Origin of the sequence: Flavobacterium petrolei, assembly GCF_003314435.2 — a bacterium.
Classification (GTDB): domain Bacteria; phylum Bacteroidota; class Bacteroidia; order Flavobacteriales; family Flavobacteriaceae; genus Flavobacterium; species Flavobacterium petrolei.
The window spans coordinates 623,057-640,351 of sequence record NZ_QNVY02000002.1 but is presented as its reverse complement, the minus strand read 5'-3'; the positions used below and the strand labels follow the sequence as shown (position 1 = coordinate 640,351).

General features: G+C 34.7%; 12 protein-coding genes. 2 read left to right on the top strand and 10 right to left on the bottom strand.

The genetic code is table 11. The annotated features are described in order from the left end of the window. Positions 1 to 13: 13 nt before the first annotated feature. The 4 genes from DR871_RS09260 to panB form a co-directional block, all read right to left on the bottom strand. Positions 14 to 751 (bottom strand): nitroreductase family protein, encoded by a 738-nt coding sequence (locus DR871_RS09260; RefSeq protein WP_113665545.1) that lies wholly within the window; start codon positions 749 to 751, stop codon positions 14 to 16. Continuing rightward, the gene (locus tag DR871_RS09255; protein WP_113665546.1) at positions 742 to 2,070 is read right to left on the bottom strand and encodes an aldehyde dehydrogenase; all 1,329 of its coding nucleotides are present in this window, start codon (positions 2,068 to 2,070) and stop codon (positions 742 to 744) included. The genes DR871_RS09260 and DR871_RS09255 overlap by 10 nt, the downstream gene beginning before the upstream one ends. Before the next feature lie 160 nt (positions 2,071 to 2,230). Then, a complete protein-coding gene (locus DR871_RS09250) occupies positions 2,231 to 2,920 on the bottom strand; it encodes an RluA family pseudouridine synthase (protein WP_165355320.1) in 690 nt (229 codons plus the stop codon). 28 nt (positions 2,921 to 2,948) lie between these two features. After that, the gene (gene panB, locus DR871_RS09245; protein ID WP_113665547.1) at positions 2,949 to 3,767 is read right to left on the bottom strand and encodes a 3-methyl-2-oxobutanoate hydroxymethyltransferase; all 819 of its coding nucleotides are present in this window, start codon (positions 3,765 to 3,767) and stop codon (positions 2,949 to 2,951) included. Positions 3,768 to 3,868: 101 nt separating this feature from the next. Between panB and DR871_RS09240 the strand changes: the two genes are divergently transcribed. After that, complete coding sequence (locus tag DR871_RS09240; protein WP_113666037.1) at positions 3,869 to 4,312, top strand: Cif family virulence factor; 444 nt, start codon at positions 3,869 to 3,871, stop codon at positions 4,310 to 4,312. 40 nt (positions 4,313 to 4,352) lie between these two features. Here DR871_RS09240 and DR871_RS09235 read toward each other — a convergent pair whose 3' ends face one another. The 4 genes from DR871_RS09235 to DR871_RS09225 form a co-directional block, all read right to left on the bottom strand. Next, the gene (locus DR871_RS09235; protein ID WP_113665548.1) at positions 4,353 to 4,700 is read right to left on the bottom strand and encodes a hypothetical protein; all 348 of its coding nucleotides are present in this window, start codon (positions 4,698 to 4,700) and stop codon (positions 4,353 to 4,355) included. Positions 4,701 to 4,704: 4 nt separating this feature from the next. Continuing rightward, complete coding sequence (locus tag DR871_RS09230; protein WP_113665549.1) at positions 4,705 to 5,337, bottom strand: SatD family protein; 633 nt, start codon at positions 5,335 to 5,337, stop codon at positions 4,705 to 4,707. Between the two features lie 136 nt (positions 5,338 to 5,473). After that, positions 5,474 to 5,644, bottom strand: coding sequence for a hypothetical protein (locus DR871_RS16420; RefSeq protein ID WP_165355319.1), 171 nt, complete (start codon positions 5,642 to 5,644; stop codon positions 5,474 to 5,476). Positions 5,645 to 5,728: 84 nt separating this feature from the next. Continuing rightward, entirely contained in the window at positions 5,729 to 7,156 is a 1,428-nt protein-coding gene (locus tag DR871_RS09225) for an L-serine ammonia-lyase (protein ID WP_113665550.1), read from the bottom strand. A 238-nt stretch (positions 7,157 to 7,394) separates the two neighbouring features. Here DR871_RS09225 and DR871_RS09220 point away from each other — a divergent pair, with 238 nt between their 5' ends. Next, a complete protein-coding gene (locus DR871_RS09220) occupies positions 7,395 to 9,902 on the top strand; it encodes a M14 family metallopeptidase (protein WP_113665551.1) in 2,508 nt (835 codons plus the stop codon). Between the two features lie 70 nt (positions 9,903 to 9,972). Here DR871_RS09220 and tamL read toward each other — a convergent pair whose 3' ends face one another. Together tamL and DR871_RS09210 are read right to left on the bottom strand one after the other, a co-directional pair. Next, entirely contained in the window at positions 9,973 to 12,267 is a 2,295-nt protein-coding gene (gene tamL, locus DR871_RS09215) for a translocation and assembly module lipoprotein TamL (RefSeq protein ID WP_113665552.1), read from the bottom strand. Then, complete coding sequence (locus DR871_RS09210; RefSeq protein WP_113665553.1) at positions 12,260 to 17,263, bottom strand: translocation/assembly module TamB domain-containing protein; 5,004 nt, start codon at positions 17,261 to 17,263, stop codon at positions 12,260 to 12,262. Before DR871_RS09210 ends, tamL begins: the two co-directional genes overlap by 8 nt. Between the last annotated feature and the right edge of the window lie 32 nt (positions 17,264 to 17,295).

Here is a 17,295-nt window from a genome sequence, read left to right as displayed (position 1 = left end):
ATATATTGATTAATTATATTTTAAAATAAGTTTCTTCAAATGGGATTCGGAATCGTTCTCCATAAACACCATTTTCGTCTCTGATACCGCAGCCTAAAATCATGTTGATTTCTGCGGAAGCGGGTAAATGTAATATTTTTTTAATTCTCAGCGAATCAAAACCTTCCATGGGACACGTGTCATAATTGATTGCGGCCATACTGATCATAAAATTCTGCGCAGCGAGTCCAGCACTTTTGTGAGCTACAATACGCATGTCGCTTTGTCGCGCTTGTCTGTAAATAGGTTTGAATATTCCAATGACTTGAAAAACAACGAACTTTATCATTCCGATAATTCCTAAAAAATCAAAATAAAGTGCCGGAATAATTTTCTGATAATAATTCAATGCAAATTTCTCTCTTTTGGAATACGCTGCTTCGGGTTTATTGCCGTATTGATTTTTCAAATAATCAATATTCGATTGCACTCTCTTGCGCCATAAATCCTTCCTCGCCACTACAATTACCAATTGCTGAGCTGTTTTAGCTGCATTTTGGTCAAAACTTGCTTTGGCTATTTTTTGAATTACTTCAGGGGAGACAACATGATAAAATTCCCAAAGTTGCATATTACTGCTTGTGGGTGCGAGCGCCGCTAATTGAATACATTCTTTTACTTTTTCAGTATCAATAGCTTCATTTTTAAAGACCCGAACCGAGCGTCTGTATTTTATGGCTTCGCTTACTGATTTTTCATTGGTTACAACCATTTTAAGAGTTTTTGAATGGTTTTTAATTTGTCTTTATAGGGTGCATAACGCAGTTGTAAATCAAGCCAAGTTCCTTTTTTTACAATCGCTTTTTTATGGGAAAAAATATCAAAACTTAATTTTCCATGATACGCACCCATTCCGGAATTTCCAACTCCACCAAAAGGAAGTCGATTGTTTACCAGATGAATTACGGTGTCATTAATACAACCACCACCGAACGAATATTTGTGGATGACTTCATCGATAAAAGATTTGTTTTGGGAAAATAAATAGAAGGATAATGGTTTTTCGAAGCTCGAAATTATTGCATCAATATCTGATTTAGTTTCATAGGAAAGTATCGGGAGTATCGGTCCAAAAATTTCTTCTTTCATAACTAGACTGTCCATTTTGGGTTCGTCCAGTAAAGTAGGAGCGAGGTATAGCGAATCTGGGTTTGATTGTCCACCAAAAAGTATTTTCTGATTTTCTAATAAACTCAATTGACGCTGCCAGTTTTTCAGGTTAATAATTCGGGCAAAGTCCGGAGATTCTTCTGGATTTGCTCCCAATGCTTTTTCAATTTCCTGGATAAGAAATTTCACCAAAGTATCTTTCATTTTATGGTGTACCAAAATATAATCAGGAGCCACGCAGGTTTGTCCTGCGTTTATGATTTTTCCCCAAACAATGCGGCGGGCACTTAATTCTAAATTGGCTGTTTCATCAACAATGCAAGGGCTTTTTCCGCCTAATTCCAGTGTTACCGGCGTTAGATTTTCGGCTGCAGCCTTTGCTACAATTTTTCCAACAGCGACACTTCCCGTAAAAAAAATATAATCCCAGCGTTTGCTTAACAAATTTGCTGCAATAGTGGCGTCTCCAGTAATGACAACAACATCCTTTACCGGAAAAGTTTCAGTGATTATTTTTACTATAATATTTGACGTATTCGGGGTTAGTTCAGAAGGTTTTAAAGTCACTTTATTCCCAGCAGCAATAGCGGCGACAAGTGGACATAAAGCCAATTGAAACGGATAATTCCAAGGCGAAAGGATTAAAACATTGCCATAAGGTTCACTGTATACGTAATCAGAAGAAGGGAAATTTAAAAATGAAGGGAAAACCTTTTTTGGCTTCGCCCAAGAATCGATGTTTTTTATCGTTTCTTTCAAATCACTGATAACGTAATTAGTTTCAGTTAAAACGGCTTCAAAAGCAGGTTTTTTAAAATCATCATACAACGCCTTAATAATTTCCTCTTCATGTTTTGTGATGACATGTAATAATTTTTTAAGAGATTCTTTTCGGTATTTTATGTCGGTTTTGTGATTCATGAGATGATTTTTAAATTAAAAATACATAATTATTAACTTACAGCAACTTTCTTTAGAAGCTAAAATAAAAAAAACAGGAGTTTATTCCTGTTTTTCTATGGTATAAGTCTGTAAGTTATCTTTTTTGTTACCGTTTTTGGATCCGTAAACTGCAAAATATTTAGACTGCATTCCAAATCACATCATCAGGAGTTGGTGCGATTATTTCTATGTTTTCTTTGGTAACAGGATGTACAAAAACTAGTTTTCTGGCGTGCAAATGTATTCCTCCATCGGGATTACTTCGATCAAAACCGTATTTCAAATCGCCTTTTATGGGTGATCCAATAGCCGAAAGTTGGGCTCTGATTTGGTGGTGTCTTCCCGTATGAAGATTAATTTCCAGTGCAAAATAATTGTTGAGTTGTTGAATGATTTTATAATCTAAACTGGCTAGTTTACTGTCAGGAACTTCTTTTAAATGCGCTTTTGACGTGTTGTTTTTTTCATTTCTTTTAATATAATGAACCAATTTATCCTCAGAATTTGCAGGTTTATTTTTCACAATACACCAATACGTTTTTTGAGTTTCACGGTTGCTGAACAACTCATTCATTCTGGTTAACGCTTTACTGGTTCGGGCAAAAACTACAATTCCGGTTGTTGGTCTGTCTAAACGGTGTACAACGCCCAGAAATACTTCTCCCGGTTTATTATACTTATCTTTGATGTATTCTTTCACCACATCAGACAATGGTTTATCACCTGTTTTATCACCTTGCACAATATCGCCTACGCGCTTGTTGACCACAATAAGATGGTTGTCTTCGTGAAGAATTTGCAGGTTATTTTTATTGGAAACTATTTTCATTTTCAATTCCCCTTTCGGGTTTAGGTGCTTAATATTGTTCGTTGGAATTAGGAAAATCACTTGATTTCACATCGGCAACATATTGACCAATAGCAGTTGTCATTCCTTCGTATAAATTCATGTATCTTCTCAAGAAACGCGGACTAAATTCATTGTTCATTCCTAACATGTCGTGAATTACTAAAACTTGTCCGTCAACACCGCCACCAGCGCCAATTCCAATTACTGGAATCGAAATACTTTGGGCTACTTTTTCGGCTAAATGTGCTGGAATTTTTTCCAAAACCAAAGCGAAACAACCTAATCTTTCCAACAATTTAGCGTCTTCTATTAGTTTATGCGCTTCTTCCTCTTCTTTGGCACGAACGGTATAAGTTCCAAATTTATAAATAGATTGTGGGGTTAAACCCAAATGTCCCATCACTGGAATTCCTGCGTTTAGTATTTTTTTGATTGAATCTTTAATTTCTTTTCCGCCTTCCAATTTCACGGCATGACCACCGCTTTCTTTCATAATTCGGATAGCAGAACGCAAGGCTTCTTTAGGATCTGATTGGTAACTTCCAAAAGGTAAATCTACGACTACCAATGCTCTTTCGATCGCTCTCACCACAGATGATGCGTGATAAATCATTTGGTCCAACGTAATTGGCAAAGTCGTTTCATGACCCGCCATCACATTCGAAGCAGAATCACCAACTAAAATCACATCAATTCCGGCGGTATCAACGATTTTTGCCATCGTATAATCGTAGGCAGTAAGCATGGAAATTTTCTCTCCATTTGCTTTCATTTCAATCAGTGATTTTGTAGTAATCCTTTTATAATCTTTTTTTGCGACAGACATATTTGTTATTTTAAGATTGTAAAGGTAACAAAATGTATATTTTTAACTCAAAAATGTAACAGTAATGTTACTTGAAATACCAATTAAATAAAAAAGTAATTATGCGTAAAACAGTAGTAATGATAGTATTGCTTATAACGGCGAATGCTGAGGCTCAAAATCAAGAAATTCAAAACGTAATTGAAACTTTTTTTGAGGCTTTTCATGCCAAAGATACGCTGAGATTAAAGACGATTTGTGACGAAACAATGATGTTACAATCCATTAGTGAAAATGCTAAAGGCACTAGATTAACGAATGAAAAATTACAAGCATTTTTTAAATCGATAGCTTCTATTCCTCCCGAAGTCAAATTTCAGGAAAAAATACTGAATTACTCCATCCAAATCGATGGAAGTATGGCTCACGTTTGGACGCCGTACGAGTTTTATGTGGATGGTAAATTAATTCATAAAGGCGTGAATGCGGTTACGCTGTTTAGGAAAGATACTCCCGAAACTTCAGAATGGAAAATCGTTCATATTATTGATACCAGAAGAAAGTAGTTTTAGTCAGTTATTTTTTAAAGACGTTTACTTGATTGTTTTATCCAATGTATTTATCATAGAGAAAAACATAGAAAATGGCTATCATAACAGAAATGAAATTCCCCACCAAATAAAAATCGTTGTACAGAGATTGCTTTACTTTATCTTGTTCATCGTCCCTTTTTAATCTTGTTGCCAATTTTAAGGCACCAAATAAAGCTAATGCATGAGGGTAATCATTGATCAGCGAAACTAATAAAAAGATTCTTTCAACGATTCCTTTAAGAAGAGATTTATAGTCTATAACTTTATTTTTTCGAATTGTTTTTGGCGTGATAACATAATAAAATATACCCAGAAGTATTTCTGTAGAAAGAATGAAAACCATAAATTGAAATATAGCCATGCTTTTATTTTATTGAGGTAATTGTATGAATTATATTTTTTGTAGCATTATAAGTTTCCATCTGCAATGTTTTTTCTCTTTTCCATATTAAAGAACGGGTTTTATTCATTTTTTCAGAAACGATTTTATAGTCTTTTAATAGTATAAAATTTGATACTAATTCATAGTCCTTTTCTAAAGACCATTTGTCTATAACATTTTCAAAAATTATGAAAGCATCATTCAAAATACTTTGTTGTAAGAGATTGTCTATTGAAATGTTAAATCTAAATTTTTTATATTTTGAATCATTCAGTTTCAATCGTGCCTCCGTTAAACCGCTTCCCAACATTTCATAGGCAATCTTTTCATTGACGGGCGTTTCTATTTCGCCTTGATTCAAAACATACCGTAATTTAAAATTTAATTTTTTGTGAACACAATTTTCCTCTAAAGTAAGAATAATTTGTATCGATGCGGCTAAGTTTTTTATTACGCCTTGAAATTCATCACCTAAAGTAATAGTCAAGGGTGATAATATATCCGTTTTATAGATTTCATTTACCTCTTCTATTAGATTTTTGAAATCTTCCATTAGTGGTTTTTGCTCCTTTTTTCCACTATTAATAATATCCGCCATTAGGATAAAGTGTTTCATAAAAAATGAAATTATATTAATTATTTCAAAAATAGTGAAATAATTAATATAATTTCATTTTTAGTGAAATTAAAAGTAGGATTTAAGGAAAGATAAAATCAATTTATAAAATTACATGAGAATTTAACAAGACAAGTTAATAGGTGTCGTCATTCAAATCTGATTCTTTTTCATCAGCTTTTTTGAAATCATTGTTCAAAAAATTGGTGTACTTTTTTTTATCTTTTTGATTTTTTTTGATAAGAAATACAATCAAAATTACCACACAAATAATTACAATACTAACTACCATCCAATTGATTTCCATTATTTTTGATTTAAGAATAAAGATTAAATCTACTATTAATAGTTGGATTTTAGAGTGAATGTATTTTAAATTTGTGTTATGGAATTAACAATCCGCCATATTTACGGCAATAGCTAATCCTCCTTCGGAAGTTTCTTTGTATTTGTTGTTCATGTCTTTAGCCGTTTGCCACATCGTGTCCACCACTTTGTCCAAAGGTACTTTTGCGTTTTTAGGGTCGGTTTCCAGGGCTAGTTCAGCTGCATTAATCGCTTTTATGGCGCCCATCGTATTACGTTCAATACACGGAATTTGAACCAAACCACCAATAGGATCACAAGTCAATCCCAAATGATGTTCCATCGCGATTTCGGCAGCCATTAAAACCTGTTCGGGAGTTCCGCCCATCAATTCACATAAAGCGGCAGCTGCCATCGATGATGAAACGCCTATTTCGGCCTGACAACCACCCATTGCTGCGGAAATAGTAGAACCTTTCTTGAAAATACTGCCTATTTCACCGGCAACCATCAGGAATTGTTTGATTTCTTTTTCTCCGGCATTGTGGTTTTCAATTACTAAATAATACATCAAAACGGCAGGAATTACACCCGCACTTCCATTTGTTGGAGCCGTAACCACACGTCCTAAGGCTGCGTTTACTTCATTTACCGCAAGGGCAAAACAAGAAACCCATTTCAGGATTTGGCGAAATTTCACTTCCGTTTTTCTGATTTCTTCGAGCCAGGTTTGTGGAGAATCATAATTGGCTAAACCGATGAGGTTTTGGTGCATATCAAAAGCGCGGCGACGCACGTTTAATCCGCCGGGAAGAATCCCTTCAGAATGACAACCAATGTACATGCATTCGAGCATGGTTTTCCAAATGCGCATCAATTCATGATCGATAACCGCATCAGTGCGCATCGATTTTTCATTCTCATAAACGATTTCTGATATGGATTTGTTCTCCTTTTTGCAAAAATCTAACAGTTCAGCTGCTTTCTCAATTGGATAAGGAAAAGCATATTTTATTTGTGTTTTCTTCTTGGCGTTGATGCGTTCTTCCTTAACCACAAATCCGCCACCAATAGAATAAAAGGTAGAAACGTATTCGCTGTCATCCGTCATATAAGCCGTAAAAGTCATTCCATTGGCATGAAAAGGAAGGAAGTTTTTATTGAAAACGATGTCTTGAAGGAAATAAAAGGGAATTGGTTTTTCGTTTCCTAAATTGATTTCGTTTTTTGTTTCAATGGATTTGATAATCGCATCAATATTTTCAACGGGAATATATTCCGGATCTTGTCCGCTCAAACCCAGCATTACGGCTAAATCGGTGGCGTGACCTTTTCCGGTCAAGGAAAGGGAACCGTATAAATCTATTTTTACCCGATTTACAACAGGAAGTAAATTTTCATTTCTCAATTCACTAAGAAAGCGTTCGGCTGCTCTCCAAGGTCCAAGTGTGTGTGAACTCGAAGGTCCAACACCAATTTTTAACATGTCAAAAACTGAGATACATTCTTCCATCTTTCGTGTGAATTTTGTTGTTTGCAAATATAATAGAATGTAGCAAGGATACTAATCCAAATTGGAATATTATTGTTTTTTTAATAACGAAAGGTGCTGTATTGTTAGTATTCTTCAACAAAAAATGAATTAATAAAAACTTGAGGTTTAGGAAAATCAATATTTCACTAATCCGAAATTTAGCTTGTACAATAGTTCGTAAATGGCTATTTTTGAAGTATAACTAACCCAAAACAATATGAAAAAGACTATTTTTTCTTTTTATCTTATGCTAACTTTGGTGCTCAGTGTTCAGGCACAAGTGCAAAGTCCTTCCCAGTTTTTACCCAATTACGGAAAACAAATTACCTATTATCATCAGGTTGAAAATTATTTCAAGCATCTTGCGGAAAAGTCCACTTTTGTCAAACATCAGAAATATGGAGTGACTCCAGAACAAAGAGACTTGAATGTGTATTTTATTTCCAGTCCGGAGAATTTAGCTAATTTAGAACAAATCAGAAATAACAATTTAGCAGCCATTGGTTTATCCGAAAATAAATCGCAAATGATTGGTGATAAATTAATTGTATGGTTGAGTTTTAATGTTCACGGAAATGAATTTGCCGGAACCGAAAGTGCCATGACCGTAGCATACGAGTTAGTAAATCCATCGAATGCTGAAACTAAAAAATGGTTAGAGAATACGATTGTTATCCTTGATCCATGCATTAACCCTGATGGATATTCCAGATACGGGAATTGGTTACGAGAAATTTCAGGAAAAAAAACGCATCCTGATTTATCAGACAGAGAGCATATGGAAGTTTGGCCAGGCGGTAGATACAACCATTATATTTTTGATTTAAATAGAGATTGGGCTTGGCAAACACAACCGGAAACCCAGCAGCGTATCGCGTTGTACAACCAATGGATGCCTCAAGTTCATACGGATGTACACGAAATGGGATACGATTCTCCGTATTTTTTCCCACCATCAGCGGAACCTTTGCACGAATACATTGAGAAATACCAGAAAGATTTTCACTACACTTTAGGTAAAAATATTTCCAAAAAATTTGATGCTCAAAACTGGATGTACAATACCGGCGAACGTTTTGATTTGTTTTATCCAAGTTATGGCGACACTTATCCTACGTATAATGGTGCGGTAGGAATGACGATGGAACAAGGAGGAATAGGCGCGGGGAGAGCTGTTACAATGAGTAACGGAATTACCCTTACAATACAAGACCGATTAACACATCACGCAACGGCAGTCTTGACCGTGGTAGAATCAGCGGCGGCACAAGCGGATGTTTTGCTGAAAGGATTCAGAGGTTTTATGAATAATTCCCGAAAAACAGTAAAGGGAAATTATAAAATGTACGTGATGAAAAGCAATCCGAAGTTGGTTCAAATGGCAGATTTATTGAAAAAAAATAATGTAGAATTCAGTTATGCCGATGCCAGTCAAAAAGCATCTGGATTTAATTATAATACTAAAACAGAGAAAGGTTTTACGATTGAACCGAATGATTTAATTGTAAAAGTAGACCAACAAAAAGCTGTTTTTGCGCAGGTACTTTTTGAACCAAATCAAAAGTTGAATGACAGTTTATCCTATGATATTACTTCTTGGGCTCTGCCCTTGGCGTATGGAGTTGAAGGCTATGCGTTGAAAAACAGTTTGGCTATCAAAACAAAAGCAGCCATTGAAGTGCAAGAAAAAGGAATTCCACAAAATGTATATGCATTTCATATTCCTTGGAATAACAGAATTTCTGCTCAGGTGCTTTCATTATTGCACCAAAATAATATCAAAGTTCGATCTGCTATGAAAAAAGCTGTTTTTGGTGATGTAATAGTGGAGCCAGGCGGTTTGATTGTAACCAAAGCCGATAATCCAAAAGTAGTAGATTTTGAAAAAACGATTGGCGAGCTGATTAAAATAAAAACCGATTACAATTATATAGCTACGGGATTTTCATCGAATTCGAAAGATGTTGGTGGAGAAAATTTCAATTTACTAAAAGCACCAAAAGTCGTTTTATTATCCGGAAAAGGAGTTGGCTCAACGGAGTTTGGTGCTGCTTGGTATTACATGGAAGAAACTATTGGATATCCAGTGAGTGTGGTTGAGGTAAGTAATTTTGACAGATTAAACCTATTCAATTATAACACGCTTATTATGGCTGATGGATATTATGATTTTTCAGAAGACCAACAAAAGAAAATAGGAGAATGGATTAAAAATGGCGGAAAAGTGATAGCGATGAACAGCGCGCTTACTCTTTTTGAGGCTAAAGAGGGATATGCGTTGAGTCCTTTTGCAACAGAAGAAGACAAATTAAGTTCCGAAAAAGAGGCCGAAGAAGAAGAATTGAAAGAACGTTTTCTGGATTTTCAGGATTCAGAGCGTAGGTATATTTCTAAATCAATTCCTGGAGCCATCATTGAAAATCTTCTGAATAAAACACATCCAATGTCGTTTGGTTTAGGCGATAAATATTTCAGTCTAAAAACAGATGACAGGCATTATTCATTGTTGAAGAAAGCCACCAATGTTGTTTACGTTCCTAAAGATTATAAAAGTTATGGATTTGTGGGGAATGAAATCAGAAAGAAACTGAACAACACCGTAAGTTTTGCAGTAGAAAATAAAGGTGATGGTTCTGTAATTTATATGGTAGACAATCCATTATTCAGAGGATTCTGGGAAAATGGAAATTTACTGTTTAGCAATGCCTTATTCTTGGTAGACTAAAACGGGATTAATTATCATAAAAAAAGAGCACGAAATCATCGTGCTCTTTTTTTATTTAAATGGTTTTGTTCTAAAAAGGATATCCAATCGCTAAATTAAAAACTAAATTTTCTCTTCGCCAAGGACCGCTTCCAAAATCAATTTTATCTAAAACCCAACGGTCTCCGTCCGGCAAATAGGGTTTTCTTAAAGGAAATGCAAGATCTGTTCTCAGGATAAGAAAAGAGAAGTCGAAACGTAATCCGGCTCCAGCTCCAACAGCTATTTCATTTAGGAATTTTTTAGAGAATTTAGCTCCCGGTTTTTCCGTATTCTCATTCAACAACCAAATGTTTCCGGCGTCTATAAATAAAGCTCCCTTCACTAATCCGTAAATTTTAGCTCGGTATTCGGTATTAAATTCTAATTTTATATCACCTGATTGATCGGGCAAGAAAGCATTAGTATTTGTTGATGCGCCATCAAAACTTCCCGGCCCAATAGAACGTGCTCTAAAGGCTCGCAAACTATTGGTTCCACCAATGAAAAACTGCTTGATAAAAGGCAATTCGCGCGAGTTACCGTAAGCAAATCCTGCTCCTGCAATAACTCTGGTGGCAATTTGTGAATCCGGACCTAACTTGTAATAATGTCTAAAATCATTTTCTATTTTTATAAATTGGCTAAAAGGGACGTCAAAAAATTTAACCGGGTCCTTTTTTTCAATGTTTGCTCCCGTAGCTAATCCGGCAATATTTCCTGCCAAGTCGACGGTTCCTTTGTAGTAAAAAGTATTTTTCTTTCGCTTTTGCAATGTATTAGTGTACGTGTAGGAATAGGTTGGACCAAAAATTAATTGTTTCTCAATTACTTTATCTAACGATGGGTTTACATTTATTTGTTCTTGATACAAAGGCGTTACATTTTGCGGACTTGCATACGTAATTTCAGTGATATTTAATAAATGTTCTTTCTGTTCACTTTCTTTCCATAAATATCCAAAAGAGCCTTTGAATGTTTGCAACGAGTATAACTTGGTTCTATTTTGAAACTCATATCCTAATGTTGCTTTTGTTTTTGGTACAAAACCACTTGGAGAATTTAGTTTGAAAGGTGCCACTAATCTTGGCCAAATTAAATTAGCCTCGGTTCCGAAGCGATAAACATTAAATCCATTATTTTGTCCGGAAACTTGTACTTCAACACCTCCAAATGCTGATATCGTAAGCAATTCAGCACCTCTGAAAGCATTTCTGTTGCTCCAGTTTAAATTGAGCTCGGTTCCGGTATAATTAGCTGAATTTGTTTTGGCTAATAATTCCAATCGGATTGATTTTTTTGGTAACGGCGTCAAATAATAGTAGGCATCAAGATAATTTCCTGTTGTATCTGAAACCTTAAATTGATTTTTTACAAATTTAAAAGTACCTAAATTCACCAATCGATTCAGTGATAAGTTATGATCAGTTCTGTTATACAAATCTTCTTTTTTGAAATACAGCGCGCGGTCAAAAATACGTGGTTTGAATAAATTCTCTGGGTCTATAATCGTTAAATCATTGTACTTTTGGATAGAATCCAAGTTGTTTTTTACACTGTCAATGCCAATAGAATAATTAGGATAAACAATAATTTTATTGATTTTATACGGTGTCTCTGCCAGGCTTGGAGTTTCCTCTTTAACTTTTACAATTAAATCCACTTGATGATCCGCAACGGTACTATCGACCTGCACTTTAAGATAATCGGGGTTAAAATAGAAAAACCCTTTTTCTTTTAATCGGGCATCAATACGAACCCTCTCTTCTTTAATTGCCTCAAGGCTGTATCCGTCCTCTTTTTTCAACAAACTTCTTCGTCTGGTATTGCGCACAGCAGTTGAAATTATTGAAGAATCCGTAGGGAATTTAACTTCTCTGATTTTGTATTGTTTTGCCGGATTTACCAGATATTCAGCACTTGCTTTTTTTCCTTTTCGTGTAGAATCCGCCGTTGTTTTGGTATTGAAATAACCACTGTTTTCAGAGAAATTTTGTAAAACACTTTTGTTGTACGATAAATCTACTTGACTATACAAAACGGGAGGTTCGCCTACTTTAGTTCTCAACCAGTAACGCCATCCTTTTTCTTTCTTTGGCGTCCCAGCCAAATTATAAATGTACAGTTTTGGCTTTAACCCAAGAATTGAAGAGTTGGGTTTGGGTCTCACAATTTCTTGTAATTGGTTTTTTAGCGCTTTGTTTTCTTTCTTGGAGGTTTGCTTTCCTTCCACTTTTATTTTTGCGCCGGTATACAATAATTCTCCTTCCGGCAAATATCTGGTATTGCTACACGAGGAAATAAACAATCCTAAAAAAAGAAAGTATAATAAAGGAGTTTTATTCATCTGATTTATTTTTTAATTCTTTTTTTGCTTTTTGCTTTGCTTTTTTTGCTTCGCTTTTAGCGTATAGTTCCCTGAACTTGTTGTAATTCATAGTAATAACGAATGCAACTCCAGTTTCAACCACTTCTCCCTGAAGCGCGACTTGATATTTATTGACACGATATACTCTAATTTTATACCTTCCATCTTTAGAAAGTTGATAATCCAGCGAAACATCACCTGCAATATTATTGGCATCCTGATTAGTTTGCTGTGGCCCTTCGATTCCAAAACTACTTCCAACAGTAACTTTCAATCGGTCATTCAGCAATTTCTTTGAAATTCCAACATTCAAATCGGTTTTATTCTCGCGTTGTCCGGTTGTGTAATCGTCAGAAGTATTCAAATCAAAATTAAGTTCAACGCCTTCAATTAAATCTCCTGCCAGATTATTCAGCTGTTGTGATAAAATTTTACTGGCACTTTCTCGCGCTAATGATGAAACGTTTGTTCCTCCGGTTTCACTGGCAAATGGGTTTTCTCCAACAAAACGGTTTAATAACAACAAGGCAAAAACCTGCTTGTTCATTTCATCCTGTTGCTGACGCAATTGAGTCAATTTAGCCTGTGTAGTATTAATAATTTCTGTTGAAACACTGTTATTTCCCTCCGGTAAAACAATGTCAAATGAAATTGTAGGTTTCATTAATTCTCCTGTCATTTTCAGACGGGTTTCAAACGGAATTCTTTGCTTGTATGTATTTCTTATTTCGGCAGTAACAGTTCCTAATTGGTCGTTGACTAAATCGATTGGAGCGGCTTCCGTCTTGTAAATTGCCGTGATGTTTATGTCAGCGCTTGTTGGTTCTCCAGTCCACAAAATATAGCTTCCTGATTCGATATCGAATTTTCTTTTAATACCATTAAAATTCATCTCATAACTTCCTTCAGACAATTCATATCTGCCGGTAAGCGTTGTTTTTCCTGAAGGATCAATTCCTCCATTCAATTGCGCTTCTCCTTTTAATTTTAAGAAATCTCCGCTTGCTTTATCAATGTTTAAAGATAGTTCAGCCTCTTTGTCGATTTCAATATTTACAGAGGCATTGATTCCTTTTATTTCCATTTCACTACTGATTTCATCAAGTGTAGCGGTGCCTAGAATTTGTGGATTATCCTGATCAATGAACTCTACAATTCCTTCTCTGTCCGCTATGGACGGATCTGATTGTGGTAAAACAACAGTAAATTTAGTGTCTTTATTGATTTTGATATTTCCTTCTACGATAGGATTTTCTATTGTTCCACTTACTTTTAAATGGTTATCCAGAAACAGTTGACCATAATACAAATCATTATCTTTCGCTTCAGAATTGACTGCTTGAAAATTATCTGCATCAACGGATAAATCAAATCCAAAATTGCTGAAATTACTACTGTTAATCGCTCCGTTTATCACTAAATCATTGTCTTTCTCGTCTTTTATAGTGAACGTGTCAAAAAGTATTGCATTTTCTGTAAAGGTGATTTTATCATTCAAAGACTTAAATTTGGCATTAAGTTGTGTGGCTTTGAATCCAATCTCATTGAATTGTAATTCTCCAATTACTTTTGGCTGTGTAGTATTTCCGGTAATCTTGAAATTTCCAGTTAAAAATCCTGTGCTTTCAGTAATGTTATCAAGTGTAAAGCCTTGGATACTTTTCAAATTCAATTTGTCAATGTCCAAATTCATATCAAAACGGCTTTCATTCGCTTTGTAGAATCCTTCTAAATTCACCTGATTTCCTTGCCCGGTAATTGCAACTTTAGCATCATATTGATTTGCAATCGCATTATTGACGTTGATGCTGATGTTTCCAACGGTGTCTTTTTTGAAAGTGAAATTTTCAATGTTCAAATCCGAAGTGAAAAGCGGTGTTTTAGTTAAGTTTTTTACAGTTGCATTTCCATTTATTTTCCCACTTAACTTTAAATCTTTCTTCTCCACAAAACTGGTAATCGTATTGATGTCAAAATCCTTAAAATCAATTGCAATTGGAGCATTCTGATTATCCGTTTCGGACTGGATTTTGATGTTACTTCCATCTTTACTCAATTCGAAATTATCGATATAAATTCCTTTTGCGCCAAAGCGAATCAGATTGTCTTGTGCAATTTTCCAAGATTCATAGTTTAACAATAAATTGTCCGGACCAAGGCTTACTTCATTATTTCCATTAGTAGCCTTTAAAGTACCAGCAATTAAATAACGCTCCACATCTTTTGCATCTTTTAATTGCAAGATGTAATCCACCAGATTTTTCTCCACTTTTCCAGTAATGCTGGTGTGTGGTAATTGAATTTGGTTGTTTTGAATATCGTCTACTACAAAGCTGTATAGCAGTGCTTTGTCTTGAGTGTCAACTTTCAAAGTCGCATTTGTAATTGTGTTGGCTCCGTAAACTAATTTTGGAATAGAACCATTCAAAACAATGGAATCGTTTACCGAATTATATTTCCCTGTTATATTAATTGGTTCCAGACTTTTAAGTTCAGGAATAAGTTTCAATATAATAGGATTATCTTTTACACTAACTTTAAAATCGAATTGCTGATTTTCAACCGCTATTTTTTTCGAATTTGGGTTACTGTCATAATACGTCGCAATAGAATTAGATAATGCATTTGCAATTTTTGATAACTTATATTTTCCATTAATTTCAGCGTCTAAAAATGGAGAATTTACTACCAATGTATTTTTTTCAGAAGTGGTTGTTGCTACAACATCTATGGAATCAATTACGAATTGTTCCTTGGCATTGACCACATTTATGCTGTGTGCATTCACGGTTCCGTTGAGATAATCTAAATCAGCTGACTGAATATCAGCATCTACAACACCTCTTATTTTTAAAGGACCAGCATGCAGATTCAGTTTTTCTAAATCGGCGATATCGACATTCAGTTTTAATTTTCCGGAAGGATATTTGTCTTTAAAACTACCGCTGCTCACTAAATCAAAAGTCAAATTAGGATCTTTTGCAATAGCAGTCGCATTAAAATTTCCATTTCGAATGGCTCCTTTTACATTCAGGTTTTTATAGGTGTATTTGTTGTAATATGCTTTTAAAATACTTCCGTTTAACGAAGCCGTTGCGGTTTTTGGATCAAAACCAGTTCCTTTTATATTGGCTTTTAATGTGACTTTTCCAATCGAATCGTTTTTGATAAATTTTCCTAAATCAAAATTAGTAAACTCCGTTTGAGCATCGTATTTCTCATAATTTTTTCTTCTTTGATCGAATGTTGCTTTGATTTTTGCACTTCCAAAACTGCTGACCAAATTCAAATTGGTATTGAAATTAGCAATCGTTCCTTTAAATGTTCCTTTAGCGTTTAATTTTGAAGGCAACTGAATCGTATTTGGAATCGTCCCTTTTGGTAAAAAACCAACAAAATCCTTTGCGCCAGTTTGCAAGTCTTTAATATTCAAATCAAAATAAGCTTTGGTCATGTCCGGTAATCCTACAATGCTGCCGCTTGCCGATAATTTTGTCGCTCCAATGCCGCTAATCTCCATAGACGGAAATATAATGTTGTTCAGTTTTCCTTTGATGGAGCCATTTAGCAACAATATTGCATTAGGATAGCTCATGAAAGGATTGGTTTTGTTCAAAGTGGGGGCAAAAAGCAAAATGTCTTTAATTCCAATTTTACTTTTCTTTAAAGAGGCGATAAGGCCTAGTTCGCCGGGATTTGCTGCCAATGAAGTAATTGATGGATACCCAATTCTGATTTCATCCCTCAATTCCGTTTGTGGAGTTTTTAAATATAATTTCTTAAAAAAAGCATTCTTCTTTCCATAAAAGAACTCAGTAGTTAAGGATTGAATGTTCAAACCGCTTTTGTCTTTTATGCTCAGGGAATTAACCTCTCCGGATATGTTTTCGGGATTGTAATTAAGGACATCTACTTGTAAATTTAAATTGGTAAGATTTAAATGGTTGTAATCAATTCCTTGTTGGGTAGCAGCAACATTATTATTGTCGTAACGGAAATTAACACGCTTGAACTCCGTCGTCTTTATCTTGACCTCCCACTTGTTGGATTCGGTGCTTGCAGTTTCTTTTTTTGGTATTTTTTTATCTAATTTTCCAAAGGTCAAAGCACCTTCTACTCCCATTAAGTCTAAACTTTCCACAATGGCAAATTGATTGTTGAGATCAATTTTATCTATTTTGGCAAGCAATTTTTTAACATAGAAATTTGTCTCTAGTTTGGTTTCTTCACTTTGGTAATCCACATCAATTTTTGCTAAATCAATTTCACCTAATTTTAATTTTAGGATGGATTCCGACTCGTTTTTTATAACTGCGGCTTTGGTTGCATTAGAAATTTGAACGATACCCTGTTGTAATCTGAGCTTTAATCCATTAATTTTTGCTTTCGGAATTTCAAAGTTCATTTTGTCTAAATCGAAAGTTTTGATATTGGTTTCAAAGTGATTTAGATTGGCGTACAGATTGTTTTTTGTAACAAAATCATTGTATTTAAATCGGATTCGGTCCAGTTTGATTTTTTCTACGGAAAATTGCATCGGTGGTGAATCTGTTTTCTGTTTTTCAGGCGATGCAAAAGCGTCTATGATGTAATCAAAATTAAAAACAGCTTTTGAATCTCTATTTAAATGAGCCGTAATTCCTTCTAAATGAACAGAGTTTATTTCGACTTTGTTATTCATCAATTGGAGTAAACTAATATCGACGGAAAGTTTTTCTCCTGCAAAAAGGGTGTCTTTTTTTTGATCTTCAAAATAAACACCTTCAAGAATCACTTTTTTTGGAAGGCCAATTTCTATGCGTTTAATGGTAACTTTAGTTTTAATTTTTCCTTCCAGATACGTGACCGCTTTAACTTTAGCATAATTTTGAACTGATGGAATTTGAATGGCTACAACCAATAGTAAGAACAACAGAAGTATTGATCCTATTATCCAAAGGAAAACTTTTAAACTTATCTTTAAGTATTTTTTCAAATGATGTGTTTTTTTTAGCTAAAAATAACTAA